At 72.0% G+C, this 15,335-nt stretch carries 12 protein-coding genes; 8 read left to right on the forward strand and 4 right to left on the reverse strand.

Going from position 1 to position 15,335, the window contains the following annotated elements; genetic code table 11:
- Position 1 precedes the first annotated feature (1 nt).
- The 4 genes from serS (at position 2) to BU204_RS06925 (ending at position 4,182) form a co-directional block, all read left to right on the forward strand.
- Entirely contained in the window at positions 2-1,291 is a 1,290-nt protein-coding gene (gene serS, locus BU204_RS06910; protein ID WP_075124714.1) for a serine--tRNA ligase, read from the forward strand.
- A 70-nt stretch (positions 1,292-1,361) separates the two neighbouring features.
- The gene (locus BU204_RS06915) at positions 1,362-1,937 is read left to right on the forward strand and encodes a DUF1707 SHOCT-like domain-containing protein (protein ID WP_083661083.1); all 576 of its coding nucleotides are present in this window, start codon (positions 1,362-1,364) and stop codon (positions 1,935-1,937) included.
- Positions 1,938-1,951: 14 nt separating this feature from the next.
- Positions 1,952-2,995, forward strand: a complete 1,044-nt coding sequence (tdh, locus tag BU204_RS06920) for an L-threonine 3-dehydrogenase (RefSeq protein WP_075124716.1) — start codon at positions 1,952-1,954, stop codon at positions 2,993-2,995.
- Complete coding sequence (locus BU204_RS06925; RefSeq protein WP_075124717.1) at positions 2,995-4,182, forward strand: glycine C-acetyltransferase; 1,188 nt, start codon at positions 2,995-2,997, stop codon at positions 4,180-4,182. The genes tdh and BU204_RS06925 overlap by 1 nt, the downstream gene beginning before the upstream one ends.
- A gap of 354 nt (positions 4,183-4,536) precedes the next feature.
- Here BU204_RS06925 and bla read toward each other — a convergent pair whose 3' ends face one another.
- On the reverse strand, positions 4,537-5,439 hold the full coding sequence (gene bla / locus BU204_RS06930) for a class A beta-lactamase (protein WP_075124718.1): 903 nt from the start codon (positions 5,437-5,439) through the stop codon (positions 4,537-4,539).
- 2 nt (positions 5,440-5,441) lie between these two features.
- Positions 5,442-8,261 (reverse strand): leucine--tRNA ligase, encoded by a 2,820-nt coding sequence (leuS, locus tag BU204_RS06935; RefSeq protein WP_075124719.1) that lies wholly within the window; start codon positions 8,259-8,261, stop codon positions 5,442-5,444.
- Between the two features lie 196 nt (positions 8,262-8,457).
- On the opposite strand from leuS, the gene BU204_RS06940 reads away from it, so the two are divergent.
- Positions 8,458-8,895, forward strand: a complete 438-nt coding sequence (locus BU204_RS06940) for an SdpI family protein (RefSeq protein ID WP_075124720.1) — start codon at positions 8,458-8,460, stop codon at positions 8,893-8,895.
- Here BU204_RS06940 and BU204_RS06945 read toward each other — a convergent pair.
- A complete protein-coding gene (locus BU204_RS06945) occupies positions 8,857-9,438 on the reverse strand; it encodes a YqgE/AlgH family protein (RefSeq protein WP_075124721.1) in 582 nt (193 codons plus the stop codon). The two genes, BU204_RS06940 and BU204_RS06945, sit on opposite strands and share 39 nt — an antisense overlap.
- Before the next feature lie 272 nt (positions 9,439-9,710).
- Here BU204_RS06945 and BU204_RS06950 point away from each other — a divergent pair, with 272 nt between their 5' ends.
- Positions 9,711-11,033 carry an MFS transporter gene (locus tag BU204_RS06950; RefSeq protein WP_233159525.1) on the forward strand — a complete coding sequence of 441 codons (1,323 nt, stop codon included), beginning with the start codon at positions 9,711-9,713 and terminating at the stop codon, positions 11,031-11,033.
- On the opposite strand, the gene BU204_RS06955 is transcribed toward BU204_RS06950, so the two are convergent.
- On the reverse strand, positions 11,008-12,447 hold the full coding sequence (locus BU204_RS06955; RefSeq protein ID WP_233159540.1) for a CCA tRNA nucleotidyltransferase: 1,440 nt from the start codon (positions 12,445-12,447) through the stop codon (positions 11,008-11,010). The two genes, BU204_RS06950 and BU204_RS06955, sit on opposite strands and share 26 nt — an antisense overlap.
- Positions 12,448-12,524: 77 nt before the next feature.
- Between BU204_RS06955 and BU204_RS06960 the strand changes: the two genes are divergently transcribed.
- Positions 12,525-13,088: an NUDIX hydrolase gene (locus BU204_RS06960; protein WP_075124723.1), complete on the forward strand. Its 564-nt coding sequence runs from the start codon at positions 12,525-12,527 to the stop codon at positions 13,086-13,088.
- A 6-nt stretch (positions 13,089-13,094) separates the two neighbouring features.
- Positions 13,095-15,305 carry a DUF6049 family protein gene (locus tag BU204_RS06965; RefSeq protein ID WP_075124724.1) on the forward strand — a complete coding sequence of 737 codons (2,211 nt, stop codon included), beginning with the start codon at positions 13,095-13,097 and terminating at the stop codon, positions 15,303-15,305.
- Positions 15,306-15,335: the final 30 nt, after the last annotated feature.

The raw sequence follows: 15,335 nt of genomic DNA on the forward strand, positions 1-15,335 counted from the left end.
GATGCACGACCCGCGGGTTCTCCTCGACCCGGCGACCGAGGCAGTGCGCAAGCTCGCCCGCCGCGGCTTCGACCTGGACCTCGACCTGCTGGAGAAGCTGTTCACCCGGCGCACGGCGACCGTGTCCGCCGCGGACGACGCACGCGCGGAGTCCAACCGGGTCGCCAAGGAGGTCGGCGCGGCCGCCAAGCGCGGCGAGGACGTCACCGCGCTGCGCGAGGACGCCCGCGCCCTGAAGGCCCGGATCCAGGAGCTGGAGGACCAGCAGCGCACGGTCGCCGCCGAGCTCGAGGAGTTCCTCCTCGGCGTGCCCAACCTGCCCAGCGACGAGTCGCCGGACGGGACGAGCGACGAGGACGCCGAGGTCGTCGACACGTGGGGCGAGCCGACCCGGTTCGACTTCGAGCCGGTCGACCACGTCGACCTCGGCGAGCGCCTGGGCATCCTCGACTTCGCCCGGGCGACCCGCCTCTCCGGCCCCCGGTTCAGCGTCCTGCGCGGAGCCGGCGCCCGGCTGGAGCGCGGGATCGGCCAGTTCCTGCTCGAACTGCACACCGAGCGGCACGGCTACACCGAGTTCTCCGTCCCCGTGCTCGTCAACCGCCCGACGATGACCGGAACGGGACAGCTGCCGAAGTTCGAGTCGGACCTGTTCCGGACCGGGGTCGCCGACCGCGAGCTGTTCCTGATCCCCACCGCCGAGGTCCCGCTGACCAACCTGCACGCGGGCGAGACGCTGCGTGCCGAGGACCTACCCCTGGCCTACACCGGGCTGACCCAGTGCTTCCGGTCGGAGGCCGGCTCCTACGGCAAGGACACCCGTGGGCTGATCCGCCAGCACCAGTTCGCCAAGGTGGAGCTGGTCCGGTTCTGCTCGGAGGAGCGGGCCACCGAGGAGCTGGCGGTGCTCCGGGGGCACGCCGAGACCGCACTGCGCCTGCTGGGGCTGCCCTACCGGGTCGTGCGGCTGGCCGCCGGCGACACCGGGTTCTCCGCCCGGGTCACCTACGACCTCGAGGTGTGGCTCCCCGGCCAGGGCCGCTACCGGGAAATCTCCAGCGTGTCCGACTTCGGCACCTTCCAGGCGCGGCGGGCGGGCATCCGGACCAGGGCGAAGGACGGCACGAAGGGTTTCGCGAACACCCTCAACGGTTCCGGTCTGCCCATCGGCCGGACCCTGGTCGCCATCCTCGAGCAGTACCAGCAGGCCGACGGCTCCCTGCGGGTCCCGGACGCGCTCGTGCCCTACGTCCGGTTCGAGCGCATCGCCCCGGACGGCACCACGAGCTGAGCGATACCGTGGGGTGGTGAGCGACAGCCCTTTCGACCCCCGTGAGCTGAGGGTGTCCGACGCCGAGCGCATGCACGTCGTCAACGTGCTGCAGAAGGCGATCGGGCACGGCATGCTGAACCTCGACGAGTTCACCGCGCGGACCGACCAGGCGCTGGCCGCGAAGACCCGGGGTGAGCTGAACGCGCTGCTCGTCGACCTGCCCGGGCTCACCCACCGCGACTCGAACTCACCCGTGCGCCCGCAGCAGGTGGAGCTGCGCGCGGTGATGTCGAGCGTGCGCCGGGTCGGTCGGTGGACCGTGCCCTCGGACCTCCTGATCAGCAACCGCCTCGGCTCGACCGACCTCGACTTCACCGAGGCGGTGATCCCGCACGACGAGGTCCGGATCAAGATCGAGGTGGCGGGCGGTGCGGTGAAGCTGCTGCTGCCGGAGCGGGCGTCCGCGGACGTCCACGGCGTACGGGTCACCGCGGGCAGCGTGACCGACAAGCTGCACCAGGCCCGTGGCGGCCACCCGCACTTCGTGCTGTCGGGTACCGTCACCGCCGGCTCGCTTCAGGTGCGGCGGGCCAACTACGTGCGGATCGGCCGGTTGCTGGTCCGCTCTCCCTGGAAGCTCTCCTGGGACACCACCACGGACTAGTGCGGAGGACTGTCGTGAAGGCTCTGGTCAAGGTGGCCCAGGGTCCAGGGCTGGAGCTCACCGAGGTACCCGAGCCACGGCCGGGACCGGGCGAGGTCCTGATCCGGGTTCTGCGGACCGGGATCTGCGGCACCGACCTGCACATCGAGTCGTGGGACGAGTGGGCCGCCGCGACGATCCGGCCGCCGCTGGTGCTCGGCCACGAGTTCGTCGGCGAGGTCGTCGAGGTCGGCGCGGCCGTGACCAAGGTGAAGGTCGGCGACCTGGTCTCCGGCGAGGGGCACCTCATCTGCGGCACCTGCCGCAACTGCAAGGCAGGGCGCCGACACCTGTGCGCGAACACGATCGGACTCGGTGTGCACACCGCCGGCGCGTTCGCCGAGTACACCGTGCTGCCCGAACAGAACGCCTGGGTGCACACCCACGAGCTCGACCTGGACGTGGCGGCGATCTTCGACCCGTTCGGCAACGCGGTGCACACCGCGCTGTCGTTCCCGGTGCTCGGCGAGGACGTGTTGATCACCGGTGCCGGACCGATCGGGTTGATGGCCGCTGCCGTCGCCAAGCATGCCGGCGCCCGGCACGTGGTGATCACCGACGTGAGCGAGCCCCGGCTGGACCTGGCCCGCAAGATCGGGGTGGACCTGGCGCTGAACGTGAGCCGGCACGCGATCGGCGAGGTCTACCCGGAGCTCGACATGTCCGAGGGCTTCGACGTTGGCATGGAGATGTCCGGCCAGCCCTCGGCGCTGCGGGAGATGATCGCCAACATGACCCACGGCGGGCGGATCGCCATGCTCGGCCTGCCGGCCACCGAGATCGCGGTGGACTGGAGCAGCGTGGTCCTCAAGATGCTCACGATCAAGGGCGTCTACGGCCGCGAGATGTTCGAGACCTGGTACGCGATGTCGGTCCTGCTGCGGGCGGGCTTGGACATCTCCCCGGTGATCACTCACCGGTTCGACCACACCGACCACGCCGAGGCGTTCGCGACGGCACGTGACGGACGGTGCGGCAAGGTCATTCTCGACTGGACCCGGGACGGAGGACGTGCCTGATGTACGGCGCGATGCGGGAGCACCTGCTGGCCGAGCTCGACCAGATCCGCGCGGACGGCCTGTTCAAGGCCGAGCGCGTGATCAGCACCCCGCAGCACGCGGCGGTGCGGGTGGGCGCCGAGCCCGAGGTGCTGAACTTCTGCGCCAACAACTACCTCGGGCTGGCCGACCATCCCGCCCTGGTGGAGGCGGCCAAACAGGCGCTGGACCGCTGGGGGTTCGGCATGGCCTCGGTGCGGTTCATCTGCGGTACCCAGGTGCCGCACAAGGAGCTGGAGACCAGGCTGTCCTCCTTCCTGGGCACCGAGGACACGATCCTCTACAGCTCGTGCTTCGACGCGAACACCGGGCTCTTCGAGACGATCCTGGGTCCGGAGGACGCGGTGATCTCCGACGAGCTCAACCACGCCTCGGTGATCGACGGGATCCGGCTGTGCAAGGCCAGGCGGCTGCGCTACCGCAACCGGGACCTGGCCGATCTGGAGCGCCAGCTCAAGGAGGCCGCCGACGCGCGGTACCGGCTGATCGCCACCGACGGCGTGTTCTCGATGGACGGCTACCTGGCGCCGCTGGACGAGATCTGCGCGCTGGCCGACGCACACGACGCGCTCGTGATGGTGGACGACTCGCACGCCGTCGGGTTCGTCGGCCCGACCGGGCGCGGCACCCCGGAGCTGTTCGGGGTGACCGACCGGGTGGACGTGGTCACCGGGACGCTGGGCAAGGCGCTGGGGGGAGCGAGCGGCGGCTACACCTCGGGCCGTGCGGAGATCGTCGCGATGCTGCGCCAGCGGTCCAGGCCCTACCTGTTCTCGAACTCGCTCGCACCGTCGATCACCGCGACCGCACTGGCCGCGCTGGACCTGTTGTCCTCGTCCGGGGAGCTGCTCGAGCGGCTGCGGGAGAACACCTCGCTGTTCCGCTCGCTGATGACCGAGGCGGGCTTCGACCTGCTGCCGGGGGAGCACCCCATCATCCCGGTGATGGTCGGCGACGCGGCGAAGGCCGGGCGCATGGCGGACCTGCTGCTGGCCCAGGGGATCTACGTCATCGGGTTCTCCTACCCGGTGGTGCCGCGGGGCAAGGCGCGCATCCGCACGCAGATGTCGGCCGCGCACTCCACCGACGACGTCCGGCGAGCGGTCGAGGCGTTCGTGGCGGCCCGGGACCAGCTCGGGCGGGTGTGAGACTCCGTGTTTCTATGCGCACAAATGTCGGCAACGAGCGCCCGGGCAGGCAGCCGGGCGCACGGAACGGAGTGACCCGAACACGGATAGCGCGAGACGTGCGCAAGTGCTAACGATTAGTCAGCACCAGCCGCCCGAAATGCCACAATGTTCGTCAACTCTCACAGGTGACGGCGCCGGGAGACCGGTGCCGTCACACTAGAGTCCCCACGCCGGCGCACCATGCCGAGCGTCGGGGCCCGGCCGGCAACGGCCGGGCTTCGCGCCGCCGGTACCGGTCGCGTAGCCCCCCGAGCGATCGGTGCCGGCGGCGCGGTCCGTGGCCTCGTGCCCGGACCGCGTCGGGGAGCGGGCCTACCGCAGCTCCTCGGCGACGACCCGGGCGATCTCCGCCACGACCTCGTCGGCCGGTTCCGCGGCCTCCTCCGGACGCGTCGTGAACACGGCGAGCACCAGCGGCGGCCCTGCCGGTGACCCGGACGGTGGCCAGGCGACCCCGATGTCGTTGGCGGCCCCATAGGCGCCGGTGCCGGTCTTGTCGCCGACCCGCCAGCCGGGCAACCCGGCCCGGACGCGGGCGTCGCCCGTGGTGTTCCCGACCAGCCACCCGGTCAGCCGCTCCCGGTCCTCGGCCGCCAGCACGTCGCCAAGCACCAGCGCCTCCAGGTCGGCGGCCATGGCGGCCGGGGTGGTCGTGTCGCGCGGGTCGCCGGGCAGGTTGCTGTTCAGCTCGGTCTCCCACCGGTCCAGCCGGGTGACGCGGTCGCCGATGAACCGGGCGAACCGGGTGAGGTCGTCCGGTCCGCCGAGCTGGCGCAGCAGCAGGTTGGCAGCGGTGTTGTCGGACTGGCGGATGGCTGCGTCGCAGAGCGCCTCGACGGTCATCCCGGCGTCCACGTGCCGCTCGGTGACCGGCGAGTGCTCCACCAGGTCGTCCGCGCCGTAGCGCACGACCAGGTCGAGAAGGCCGGGGTCGCACGGCCACGCCCGGTGCAGGACCGCCGCCACGACCAGCGCCTTGGCCGTGGACAGCATCGCGAACCGCTCGCCGGCCCGGTAGTGCAGCGTTCGGCCCCCGCGCCGGGCCGCCACGCCGATCCGACCGCCGAAGCCCGCCTCCAGCTCCCGCAGCCGCGCCAGCCCGGTCGGCGCAGCGACCACCCACCGGCCGGCTGCGGCCGCCGGCGAGGCCAGCACGGTCGAGGTCGCGAGCAGGCCGGACAACCCGGACAGCACCGCCCGCCGGGAGACCGCCACCGCTACAGCACGACGTTGACCAGCCGGCCGGGCACCACGATCACCTTGCGTGGCTCCATCCCCTCGGTCAGCGCGGCGATCTTCTCCTCGGCCAGCGCGGCCGCCCGCACCTCGTCCTGACCGGCGTCGGCCGCAACGGTCACCCGAGCCCTGACCTTCCCGTTGACCTGGACCGGGTACTCGACGGTCTCCTCGACCAGGTAGCGCTCGTCGGCCCGCGGGAACGGACCGTGCGCCAGGGACTCGGTGTGGCCGAGCGCGGCCCACATCTCCTCGGCGATGTGCGGGCACAGCGGCGCCAGCATGAGGATCATCGGCTCGAGCACCGAACGGGGGCAGGGCCGGCCGCCGTAGACCTTGGTCACGTGGTTGTTCAGCTCGATCAGCTTGGCGCCCGCGGTGTTGAACCGCATCGCGGCGTAGTCCGCGTGGATGCCGTCGATCGTGCGGTGCAGGGCACGCAGCGTGTCGTCGTCGGGAACCTCGTCGGTGAACCGCACTTCGCCGGTGGTCTCGTCGACGACGTTGCGCCACATGCGCTGCAGGAACCGCTGGGCGCCGATGACGTCCTTGGTGGCCCAGGGGCGGGAGACCTCCATCGGACCCATCGACATCTCGTAGAAGCGGAAGGTGTCCGCGCCGTACCGATCGCACATCTCGTCCGGGGTGACGACGTTCTTCAGGCTCTTGCCCATCTTGCCGTACTCCTGGCGGACCTCCTGGCCGTTGTGGAAGAACCGCCCGTCCCGCTCGGTCACCTCCTCGGCCGGCACGTAGACCCCGCGGGAGTCGGTGTAGGCGTAGGCCTGGATATAGCCCTGGTTGAACAGCCGGCGGTAGGGCTCCGGCCCCGAGACGTGGCCCAGGTCGTAGAGCACCTTCTGCCAGAAGCGGGAGTACAGCAGGTGCAGCACAGCGTGCTCGATGCCGCCGATGTACAGGTCGACACCGCCCGGGTCGGACTCCCCGTGCTCCTGCGGTCGCGGCCCCAGCCAGTACCGCTCGTTCTCCGGCTCGCTGAACCGCTCCTCGTTGGTCGGGTCCACGTACCGCAGCTGGTACCAGCTCGAACCCGCCCACTGCGGCATCACGTTGGCGTCGCGCCGGTAGGTCTTGCGCCCCTCGCCCAGGTCCAGCTCGACCTCGATCCAGTCGGCGGCGCGGGACAGCGGCGGGGACGGCTCGCTGTCGGCGTCGTCCGGGTCGAACGTGCGGGGGGAGTAGTCCTCGACCTCGGGCAGCGCCACCGGCAGCATGCTCTCCGGCAGGGCGACGGGCAGGCCGTCGGAGTCGTAGACGATCGGGAACGGCTCGCCCCAGTAACGCTGCCGGGCGAACAGCCAGTCCCGCAGCTTGTACTGCAGGCGCCCCTCGCCGTGCCCGTTCTGCTCGAGCCAGGCGATGATCGTCTTCTTGGCCTCGGCGACGTCCATGCCGTCCAGGAAGGCCGAGTTGATCGCCGGCCCGTCGCCGGTGAACGCCTCGCCGCTGAAGCCGGCGGTGGGCTGGACGGTCCGCACGATCGGCAGCCCGAACACGGTGGCGAAGTCCCAGTCACGCTGGTCCTGGCCGGGCACGGCCATGATCGCCCCGGTGCCGTAGCCCATCAGCACGTAGTCGGCGACGAACACGGGGATCTCGGCGCCGTTGACCGGGTTGACGGCGTGGACGCCGACGAACACGCCGGTCTTGTCCCGGCTCTCCTGCCGGTCCAGCTCGGACTTCTGCGCGGCCGCGCGCCGGTAGGCGGCGACGGCCTCGGCCGGGGTGGCGCCACCGCCGGTCCAGCGCTCGTCGACGCCCGCCGGCCACGCGGCCGGGGTCAGCGCGTCCCCCAGCGGGTGCTCGGGCGCCAGCACCAGGTAGGTGGCGCCGAACACGGTGTCGGGGCGGGTGGTGAACACCTCGACCGCCGCGTCCCCGACGGGGAACCGGATGTGCGCGCCGGCCGAGCGGCCGATCCAGTTCCGCTGCATGGTCTTGACCTTCTCCGGCCAGTCCAGCATGTCCAGGTCGTCGATCAGGCGGTCGGAGTAGGCGGTGATCCGCATCATCCACTGGCGCAGGTTCTTCCGGAACACCGGGAAGTTCCCCCGGTCGCTGCGCCCATCGGGGGTGACCTCCTCGTTGGCGACCACCGTGCCCAGCCCCGGGCACCAGTTGACCGGTGCCTCGGACTGGTAGACCAGCCGGTGCGAGTCGACGAGCTTGCGCTGCTCGATCCGGCTCAGCTCGGACCAGGCGCGACCGTCCGGCGTGGCCCGGTCGCCGCGCTCGTACTCGGCCTCCAGTTCGGCGATCGGGCGGGCCTTGCTCACCCTCTCGTCGAACCAGGCGTTGTAGATCTGCAGGAAGATCCACTGCGTCCAGCGGTAGTAGGACAGGTCGGTCGTGGCGATCCGGCGACGCTCGTCGTGGCCGAGCCCCAGCCGGCGGATCTGGCTCAGGTACCGGGCGATGTTCTGCTCGGTGGTGATCCGCGGGTGCTGCCCGGTCTGCACCGCGTACTGCTCGGCGGGCAGGCCGAACGCGTCGAACCCCATGGTGTGCAGCACGTTGCGGCCGTTCATCCGGTGGTACCGGGCGAACGTGTCGGTGCCGATGAACCCGAGCGGGTGACCCACGTGCAGTCCGGCGCCGGACGGGTAGGGGAACATGTCCTGCACGAACAGCTTGTCCGGCGGCACGTCACCGGCGAGCGGGCCGGTCGGGTTCGGCGCGTGGAAAGTGCCGTGCTCCTCCCAGTACCGCTGCCACCGCGACTCGATCGAGTTGGCCACCGCCGCCGTGTACCGGTGCGCCGGTGTGGACTCGTCGCTCATCGTGAGGTCCTTCCCTGGTGCTCGCTCCTGGACAAAACAAAACCCCTCCGCCCTGGGAGGGCATGAGGGGCTCGCCGCGCCGGCCGTCGGTCAGCGCGGCCGCCTAAGGAGCAGGCGTCCGGTGCTCATGTCATGAGGATAGCGCGGACGGTCGGGCCGGCTCCGCCGCCGGGAGGCGCCCACCTACCATCGGGGCGTGCATCTTCTCGCGCTCGTGCCGCTCGTGGTCGGGTCGGCGCTGGTCGTCGTCGGGCTCCTGGGTCTGCTGGAGCGCCTGCCGCGCAACCGGTTCGTGGGCGTGCGGACCCCCGCGACGCTGCGCAGCGACCGCGCGTTCCTGGTCGCCAACAAGGTCGCCGGGCTGCCGGTCGCGGTGGCCGGGGCGGTCGGGGTGGCGAGTGGAGCCCTCGGGCTGCTGGCCTCGAGCCTGGTGCTGGCCGCCGTCGGGTTCGCCGGCCTGGTGGGGATCGCCGTCGCCGGCGGCATGCTCGGGCACCGGGCGGGCGAGGCAGTCCCCGACGAGAAGCCGGCGCAGGAGCGCGCACTGCCCGACGGGTGCCGCGGCTGTGCCTGCGGCGGCTGCGAGATCAGCCGGTCAGTTGGTTCTGACGTCACCCGGGTGGGTGGCGAGTAGCGCGAGCGGCATGCCCTGCCTACGCAGTACGCGCCCCCACAGGTCCTGGTCGGCCGGTGCGAGCACGTCGTTGGGCAGGGCCGGCACGACGATCCAGTCACCGCGCTCGATCTCTCCGGCGACCTGCCCGACGTCCCAGCCCGCGTAGCCGGCGAACACCCGCAGCCCCTTGAACTTGGGCACCAGGACATCGGGATCGGCGTCCAGGTCGACCAGGGCCACCGGACCGCGCACGCCGATGAGGCCCTTCACCCCGTTGGGTTCCTCCCCGGTGCGCAGCGCGGCGAGGCACAGCGCCGTCTTCTGCTCCACCGGCCCGCCGACGAACACCGAACCGGGCGTGGTCACGTGTGGCCCCCAGTTGGGCAGGACGTCGTCGACCGGTACCTCGCTCGGCCGGTTCAACACCACGCCGAGGGTGCCCTCGCCGCGGTGGTCGATCACGAACACCACGGTGCGGCGGAAGTTCGAGTCGGTCAGGCTGGGCGCCGCCACGAGCAGCGTGCCCGGCTCCACGGCCGCGTCGGGGGCGTCGGATCGCACCAGGACATGATCCCACCAGTCGAGTGGGAATCCAGCGGGCCTACGGCTTTTGGGGAACAATGGACGGCGCCGGCTCGTTGAGTCGGTCGCTGGAGCGTCATTGTGTCCCCCGGGCTCAACCAGTAACCGCCGTTGTGGAATACCAGTCAGGCTGGAGCCACATCGCGCCTAGCCGCCGAGAGGCGACCGGACGTTCCGGCGCCGAACGGCGTGTGTCCTCACCGGGCACACGCCGTTCGGACCTTTCCCCCTCCGCCGTAGGCTGGGCTGTCGTGAGCACATCGGTCCCGGTCGACGCCAGCGGGGACTCCGAGTCCGCCCATCACCTCCGGATCGGGCCTCGGCGACTGCTGGCCTTCGCCGGGTTCCGCCGGCTGCTGCTGTCCCGGTTCGCCTCCCAGTGGGGCGACGGGCTGTTCCAGACCGGGCTGGCGGGCTTCGTGGTGTTCAACCCCGAGCGCGCGGTCACCCCGGAGGAGATCGCCGGCGGCTTCATGGTGCTGCTGCTGCCCTACTCCCTGGTCGGACCGTTCGCCGGGGCCCTGCTCGACCGCTGGGACCGCCGCCGGGTGCTGGTCGCGGCCAACCTGCTGCGTGGCGTGCTGATCCTGGTCGCCGCCGGCTGCGTCGCCGGTGGAGCGAGCGGTCTGCCGCTGCTCATGCTGGCCCTGGTCGTGGTCGGGATCAGCCGGTTCGTCGGCGCCGGCCTGTCCGCCGCGCTGCCACACGTCGTGCCGGTACCCAACCTGGTCGAGGCCAACGCGCTCGCGGTCACGCTCGGAGCGGTCGTGTCGGTGCTCGGCGCCGGCTGCGCGGTGGGGCTGCGTGGGCTGCTCGGCGAGGGAGACACCGGATCGGGCCTCACCACCGGGATCGCCTTCGTCGGCTCGGTACTGGCCGCCGTCCTCGCGGCCCGCTTCGCCCGCGGCGCGCTGGGGCCGGACAAGGTGGACGAACCGCCGACGGCGCTGGCCGCGGTGGCGCAGGGACTGTTCGACGGCGGGCGGGTCGCCCTGCGCACGCCCAGCGTCGCCGCCGGGTTCTGCGCACTGCTCGCCCACCGCGCCGCGTTCGGCATCTCCCTGCTGCTGACCGTGCTGCTGATGCGGTTCAGCTTCGAGGACTTCGGCCCGATCGAGGCCGGCCTGCCCGGCCTGGGCGTGGTACTCGGGTTCGGCGCGGCGGGTATCTTCGTGGCCGGGTTGACCACGGCGCGGCTGGTCAGCCGGCTCGGCCGGAAGCGGAGCGTCCTGCTCTGCCTGGCCGGCGCGGCCCTGGCCCAGCTTGCCTTCGGCCTGCCGATGGTGCTGCCGACCGCGCTGGTCGCCGCGTTCGTGCTCTCCTACGCCGGGCAGGTGGTCAAGCTCTGCGTGGACGCGGCAGTGCAGCGGGACATCGGCGACGAGGCCCGCGGCCGGGTGTTCGCCCTGTACGACATGTTGTTCAACATCACCCAGGTGGTCGCGATCGGCCTGGCGGCCGAGCTGGTGCCGCAGACCGGGGAGTCGGCGGCGCTGATCGCCGCGGCGGCCGTGGTCTACCTGGTCGGGATGGCCGGCTTCGCGACCGTCACGCGTCGTCACCAGCGGGCGTGATGCCCTGCTCGGCCGCCCAGCGCCGCAGCTCCGCGACCGCCTCGTCGTGGTCGAGCGGTCCCCGGTCCAGCCGCAGCTCCTTCAGGAACCGCCAGGCCTTGCCCACGAGCGGTCCCGGCGGCAGGCCCAGCAGCCGCATGATCTCGTTGCCGTCCAGGTCCGGCCGCACCCTGGCCAGGTCCTCCTCGGCGGCGATCCGCGCGATCCGCTCCTCGAGGTCGTCGTAGGTGCGCTGCAACGCCGCCGCCTTGCGGCGGTTGCGCGTCGTGCAGTCGGCCCGAACCAGCTTGTGCAGCCGGGAGAGCAGGGGACCGGCGTCGGTGACGTACCGGCGGACGGCGGAGTCGGTCCACTCGCCGCGGCCGTAGCCGTGGAACCGCAGGTGCAGGTACACGAGCTGGGCGACGTCCTCGATGACGTCCTTGGGGTACCGCAGGGCTCGCAAGCGCTTGCGGACCATCTTCGCCCCGACCACCTCGTGGTGGTGGAAGCTCACTCCGCCACCGGAGATGTGCCGCCGGGTGGCCGGCTTGCCGATGTCGTGCAGGAGGGCTGCCAGCCGGAGCACGAGGTCCGGGGCGTTGTCCTGCTCCTCGAGGTCGATCGCCTGGTCGAGCACCACCAGCGAGTGCTGGTAGACGTCCTTGTGCTGGTGGTGCTCGTCGATCTCCAGCCGCATGGCCGGCACCTCGGGCAGCACGTGGTCGGCGAGGCCCGTGTCCACCATCAGCTCCACGCCCCGGCGGGGGAACCGGCCGGTCAGCAACTTGGACAGCTCCGCCTGGACCCGCTCCGCGGTGATCCGGGTGATCTCGTCGGTCATCTCCCGGATGGCCTCGAGCACCCGGGGTGCCGGGGCGAAGCCGAGCTGGCTGACGAACCGGACCGCGCGCATCATCCGCAGCGGGTCGTCGGCGAAGGACTCCTGGGGGGTCGCCGGCGTGTCCAGCCGGCGGGCGGCCAGCGCGGCCAGCCCGTCGTGCGGGTCGACGAAGGTCCTCGTGGACAGCTCGACAGCCATCGCGTTGACGGTGAAGTCCCGCCGCACCAGGTCCTCGGTGATCGAGTCGCCGAACCGGACCTCCGGGTTGCGGCTCTGCCGGTCGTAGGTGTCCGCGCGGAAGGTGGTGATCTCCAGGTCGGTACCCCGCCGCCGCGCGCCGATCGTGCCGAACTCGATACCGGTGTCCCAGATCGCGTCCGCCCAGCCGGTGACCAACCGCCGCACCTGCTCCGGACGGGCGTCGGTGGCGAAGTCGAGGTCTGTTCCCAGGCGCCCGAGCAACGCGTCGCGCACGCTTCCGCCGACGAGGTACAGCCGGTGGCCGGCCTCGTTGAACCGCGCGGCGAGCTCGTCCGCCACCGGGAAGCTCAGGCGTTCGAGCACGGCATCGGGTTGGGTCAGGTTGGACACGGGGAACGAGCGTATCTGGCGGTCACGCCCAGACTAACCGCCGACCCGGCGACCCGGCTCGCACTACGATCGCGTTCATGCCCTCGTCGTCCGGCCGGCCCCAGGGCGCCCGCTCCGGGCGTCGCGGTCGCAGGCGTGGCCGGCGGATGGCGGCGGTGGACGAGACCTCGGCCGGAGGCGTGGTGTTCAACGTCCAGCGCGACCGGATCGTGCTGATCGGCCGCCTCGACCGGCGCGGCCGGTTGCTGTGGTCGCTGCCCAAGGGACACATCGAGGAGGGCGAGACCCCCGAGCAGACCGCGGTTCGGGAGGTCACCGAGGAGACCGGGATCCGGGGCGAGATAATCCGACCGCTCGGCACCATCGACTACTGGTTCGTCGCCGACCGCCGCCGGATCCACAAGACCGTGCACCACTTCCTGATGGAGGAGCTCGGCGGCGAGCTCTCCGACGACGACGTCGAGGTGACCGAGGTCGCCTGGGTCCCCCTCGACGAGCTGGAGGAGCGCCTTGCCTATGCCGACGAGCGCCGCCTGGTGCTGCGTGCGCTCAAGCTGCTGGAGGTGCGGTTGGACGTCCCGGCCGGCGACGACGTCACCGGCGCGGCCGGCGACGTCTCGGCCAGGGCGGACGGGAGCTGATCCGGCGTGACCAGGTGGAAGGCGGCCCTCCTCGCGGCCACACTGCTGGCCCTGGCCTCGGCCGGACCGGTGCCGGGCGCCGCGGCCGAGCCGATCGGCGACCAGGTCGCCCAGACCCGGGACGGCCAGGAGATGCTCCGGCTCGAGGTCGAGTCGCTTGCCCCCCGGTTCGTCACCTCGGCCACCCCGAAGCTGACCGTCACCGGCCGGATCACCAACGTCGGCGACCGGCGGGTGGACGACATCCGGGTCAAGGTCCAGCGCGGCGAGCCGGTCGAACGGGACGTCGACCTGCGTGACCTCGCGAAGCTCGCCACCGACTCGGCGAGCTCCCCGTTCGTCGACGTGAGCCGGTCGCTCGCGCCCGGCGAGTCCGCGGCGGTCCGGCTGGAGGCGACGGTCCGCGGCACCGAGCAGTCGCTCGCGCTCACCGAGCCGGGCGTCTACCCGGTCCTGGTCAACGTGAACGGGCGCCCGGACTACGGCGGCCAGGCCAGGCTGGCCGCGGTGTCGCTCCCGCTGCCGGTGCTGTCGGTCCCCGGTGGCCCCGCAGCCACCGTCGGTCCACGTCCGCGGGGGATCTCGATCATCTGGCCCATCCTGGACACCCGACCGCGGCGCCTGGCGACCACCGACGGCTCCGTGGTCCTCACCGACGACGACCTGGCCGACTCGCTCTCCCCGGGCGGACGGCTGTTCGGCCTGGTCAACTCGGTGGCGAAGGTCACCGCCAACGACGGCACGCTGCTCAGCTCGTTGTGCTTCGCGGTCGATCCCGACCTGCTGCAGACGGTCTCGGCGATGGCCGGCGGCTACCGGGTCCGCGGGGAGAACGGACGCCTCGTCGCCGGCCGCGGTGCCGCGGTGGCGACCGACTGGCTGACCAGGGTCGCCGGTCTGACCAGGGGCCGGTGTGTGCTCTCGGTGCCCTTCGCGGACACCGACCTGGTCGCCCTGTCCCGCTCCGGTGCGGTTGACCTCACCCAGCTCGCGCTCGCGAGCTCCGCGATCGTCGCCGAACTGCTGTCCCCGGTGCAGCCGGCCAAGGAGCTGTACTGGCCGGCCGGCGGTTCGTTCGACCAGCGCACGCTGCTCGACCTCGCCGCGTTGGGGCCGACGACCGTGCTCGCCGACCCCACCCACCTGCAGAAGGTCCGAGGTCAGCCGCCGTTCACGGTCACCGGCTACCAGACGCCGGCACCGGTCCGCGCGCTGCCGATCGACTCGCTCGTGTCCTCCGCGCTCGAGCTCGACCGGCCCGGGGCCGGTGCGGACACCTCGCTGCAGCGTGGACTGGCCGCGCTCACCTTCCGCGCCCTGTTCGACAGCGGTGCCGACGGGACCCGGATCCTGGTCGCCCCGCCCCGGCGCTGGACGGCCTCCGAGCAGGAGCTGACCGGCTACCTCGACCTGGCTCAGCGGCTGTTCGACTCCGGCTCGGCCGTCCCGCAGTCGCTGGTCGGCACGCTGTCCGGAATCGACCAGGGAACCGCGGCCGGTCTCGCCTACACCCCGCAGGACGCCGCACGCGAGATCCCCACCGCCGTCACCGCCGACGTGGCCAGGATCAACGGCACCAAGCGCGACCTGCTCAACGCGATGGACGACGACAACACCAGCGACGTCGACCCGAACACGCTGCTCTCGCCCATGCAGTACGGGCTGCTCCGCGGCACGTCCACCGCCTGGCGTGGAGCCCCGGAGCGGGCGGAGGCGGCCGTCGAGCAGGTCGACGACCAGCTCGGCGCGCTGTGCGACCAGGTCGTGGTGAACAACCAGGGCCGGCCGCTGGCGCTGGCCTCCGGGGACAGCCCGATCCCGGTCAACGTCTACAACGGGCTGCCGGTGAGCATCGTCGTCCGGATCCGGCTGGTCGCCCCGCCCGGGCTGTCCCCCGCTCCCCCCCAGGACGTCCGGATCCCCCCGCTGAGCTCGATCAGCCGGTACATCTCGGCCGAGGTCACCAGGGCGGGCCGGTTCAAGGTGGACGCCAAGCTCTCCACCCCCGGGGGCACCAAGCTGGGCAGCACCGCCCAACTGGAGCTGAGCTCCACCTCCTACGGGATCATCACGGTCGCCATCACCGGCACCGCCGGCGCGGTGCTGGTCCTGCTGGTCGCCATCCGGCTCGTCCGCCGGGTCCGCACGGCGCGAGCGGCCAGGCCGGGTCCGGGACCGGAGCCGATCCTGGACGGCGAGGCCCGCGTTGAGCCGTAGCGGCGGTACGACGCGCCGGCCGGGCAGTAC

This window comes from Actinophytocola xanthii (assembly GCF_001921205.1).
GTDB classification, from domain to species: domain Bacteria; phylum Actinomycetota; class Actinomycetes; order Mycobacteriales; family Pseudonocardiaceae; genus Actinophytocola; species Actinophytocola xanthii.

Excerpts from the sequence above, each read along its gene's own strand:
- serS (WP_075124714.1), top strand. The coding sequence starts at position 2 with ATGCACGACCCGCGGGTTCTCCTCGACCCGGCGACCGAGGCAGTGCGC.
- BU204_RS06915 (WP_083661083.1), top strand. The coding sequence starts at position 1,362 with ATGCACGTCGTCAACGTGCTGCAGAAGGCGATCGGGCACGGCATGCTG.
- BU204_RS06925 (WP_075124717.1), top strand. The coding sequence starts at position 2,995 with ATGTACGGCGCGATGCGGGAGCACCTGCTGGCCGAGCTCGACCAGATC.
- leuS (WP_075124719.1), bottom strand. The coding sequence starts at position 8,261 with ATGAGCGACGAGTCCACACCGGCGCACCGGTACACGGCGGCGGTGGCC.
- BU204_RS06960 (WP_075124723.1), top strand. The coding sequence starts at position 12,525 with ATGCCCTCGTCGTCCGGCCGGCCCCAGGGCGCCCGCTCCGGGCGTCGC.